Here is a 951-nt window from a genome sequence, read left to right as displayed (position 1 = left end):
AACTTTTTGATTGTATCAATTCCAAAATGGTTGCTCATTACATTTACTCCAAGTGGCACAGGCAGTCCGCCAGTGCTGTCTCTCCACCACGACCCAACATCTAAAAGTTTTACAAGATTTTTTTGGTCATATGTAATCTGTCCTTCATGTATGACAAGGCCTGCATCGACCTGTCCACTTGCCACTGCATCTGGAATATCGCTAAACTTCATTTCTGTATATTCAAACTTGCCAATCATCAACTCCAACAGTAAAAATGCCGAAGTTAGTTTTCCAGGGATTGCAATCTTTGAGCTTTGTAATTTTTTTACATCCATGTCTTGTTTTGCAACTACGATTGGACCATAACCTTTGCCAAAACTTCCACCACTTCGAAGTATTGTATATTCATCAAGGTATGCGCACGCATGGGCAGACACTGCAGTCACATCAAGCTCGTGCTTTAAGGAACGCTTGTTAAGAGTCTCGATATCCTCTACAACGTGTTTTACGTTAAAGTGAGGTGAGGTAACTTTGCCGCTTAGCATACCGTAGAACATGAAAGCGTCATCTGCATCAGGTGTATGCCCTATTGTAATATCCAACAAGGGGTGATCTTAGAGTCTATAATAAAAATCAAGTTTTGATATATTCTATAAAATTACAAAACTTTTGGCAACTTGTTGTAACAAAATCGAAACAAGATCTTGTATTACAAAACATGAAACTCTAGATCTTCCATGATCCATCAATTTTTTTTATAATTCTTCTAAACGTTTAATAGCGGCTAGAAAAGGATTTAGCTAAACCATGAAATTCAAGGCAACAGATCAGATTCTGAGCATTATTGGTAACAAGAAGAACATTCGCAACTTTGGAGTCATTGCACACGTAGACCATGGCAAGACTACAATGAGTGATAGTCTTTTGGCATCAAGTGGTATCATCAGTCCATCTGTTGCAGGCCAAGCA

Annotated in this window: 2 protein-coding genes; one reads left to right on the top strand and one right to left on the bottom strand. The window is 38.5% G+C overall.

From position 1 onward, the window contains the following. Nucleotides 1-584: menaquinone biosynthesis family protein (locus tag DYY66_RS06575; protein ID WP_166287310.1), on the bottom strand; the 584-nt coding region annotated here is incomplete at its 3' end. Between the two features lie 205 nt (nucleotides 585-789). Here DYY66_RS06575 and DYY66_RS06570 point away from each other — a divergent pair. Further along, nucleotides 790-951: GTP-binding protein (locus tag DYY66_RS06570; protein ID WP_166287308.1), on the top strand; the 162-nt coding region annotated here is incomplete at its 3' end.

Origin of the sequence: Candidatus Nitrosotalea sp. FS (assembly GCF_011319475.1) — an archaeon.
GTDB lineage: Archaea > Thermoproteota > Nitrososphaeria > Nitrososphaerales > Nitrosopumilaceae > Nitrosotalea.
This window is presented reverse-complemented; position numbering and strand designations above follow the sequence as displayed.